Origin of the sequence: Streptomyces sp. BE20, assembly GCF_036322525.1 — a bacterium.
Lineage (GTDB): Bacteria > Actinomycetota > Actinomycetes > Streptomycetales > Streptomycetaceae > Kitasatospora.
This window is the reverse complement of the sequence record NZ_JAQYWW010000926.1, coordinates 1-1,356: the sequence shown is the minus strand read 5'-3', so window position 1 is coordinate 1,356 and position 1,356 is coordinate 1. Positions and strand designations below refer to the sequence as shown.

The following is a 1,356-nucleotide window of genomic DNA, read 5'->3' as shown; positions in this document are numbered from 1 at the left end:
GTCGACTGGTCGCCGCTGTTCACGGGCGTCCGACCGGCCGAGCTGCCGACCTACGCCTTCCAGCACCAGCGGTACTGGCTGGAGAGCCGGCCCGCGAAGGCGGTGGCCGCCGACCCCGCCGAGGCCGGGTTCTGGGCCACGATCGACCGTGGCGACCTCACCACGCTCGCCACGGAACTCGGCGTCGACCCCTTGTCCCCGCTGGAGAGCGTGCTGCCCGCGCTGACGTCCTGGCGGGCACGCGGCCGCGAGCGCTCCCGGTCGGACGGCTGGCGCTACCGGGTCGGCTGGCAGCCGGTGTCCGAGCCGGGCACGTCGGTGCTGGAGGGCACCTGGGTGCTGGTCGGCACGGACACCGTCGGACTCGCGGCGGCCCTGACCGGCCACGGTGCGCGGGTTCTGACGGTCGGAGCGGACGAGCGCGGCGCGCTCGCCCGGCGGCTGCGGGCGCTGGACGAGCCGATCGCGGGCGTGGTGAGCCTCGCCGCTCTTGAGGACGCGCCCCTGCTGGACACGTTCGCCGTCGTCCAGGCCTGCCTGGACGTCGAGTCGACGGCACCTCTCTGGCTGATCACCCGGGGCGCGGTGTCCGTCGGGAGGGCGGACGCCCCGGCCGGTCCGGTCCAGGCCCAGACCTGGGGCCTAGGTCGCACGCTGGCGCTGGAACACCCCGAGCGCTGGGGCGGTCTGCTGGACCTTCCTGCCGTCGTGGACAGTCGGGCGGCCGGCCGGGTCGCTGCTGTCCTGGGTGGTGCGCTGGGTGCGGAGGACCAGATCGCGGTGCGTGGCGGCGGTGTGCTGGTGCGGCGCTTGGAGCATGCGCCGGTGGGTTCCGGGTCGGTCTGGAGTCCGCGCGGCACGGTGTTGATCGCCGGTGGGACTGGCGGCCTGGGGGCCGAGGTGGCGCGGTGGGCGGCGGCGAACGGTGCGGAGCGGCTGGTGCTGCTCTCCCGGCGTGGCGTGCGGGCGCCCGGGGCGGCGGAGCTGCTGGCCGAGCTGCCGATGGCGGAGATCCACGCCTGTGATCTGGCGGACCGGTCCGCGGTCGAGGCGTTGCTGGCAACGGTCGGCAAGGTCGACACGGTCGTGCACGCGGCCGGCGTCAGCGAGCACATGGCTCTGGTGGACGCGGACGAGGAGCACGTCCGCCGGGTCGTCGACGGCAAGGTCGACGGGGCGTTGCATCTGGACGCGCTGGTCGGTACGCGTCTCGATGCGTTCGTGGTGTTCTCGTCGATCTCGGGTGTCTGGGGCAGCGGGGAGCAGGCGGCGTACGGGGCGGCGAATGCGGCGCTGGACGCGCTGGTGGCGCGGCGTCGCGCGCAGGGTCTGCCGGGTACCGCCGTCGCGTGGGGC

At 75.0% G+C, this 1,356-nt stretch carries 1 protein-coding gene; it reads left to right on the top strand.

Going from position 1 to position 1,356, the window contains the following annotated elements; all coding sequences use genetic code 11:
• Positions 1 to 1,356 (top strand): SDR family NAD(P)-dependent oxidoreductase (locus PUR61_RS21680; RefSeq protein WP_329880890.1); only part of this gene is annotated, 1,356 nt, incomplete at both ends.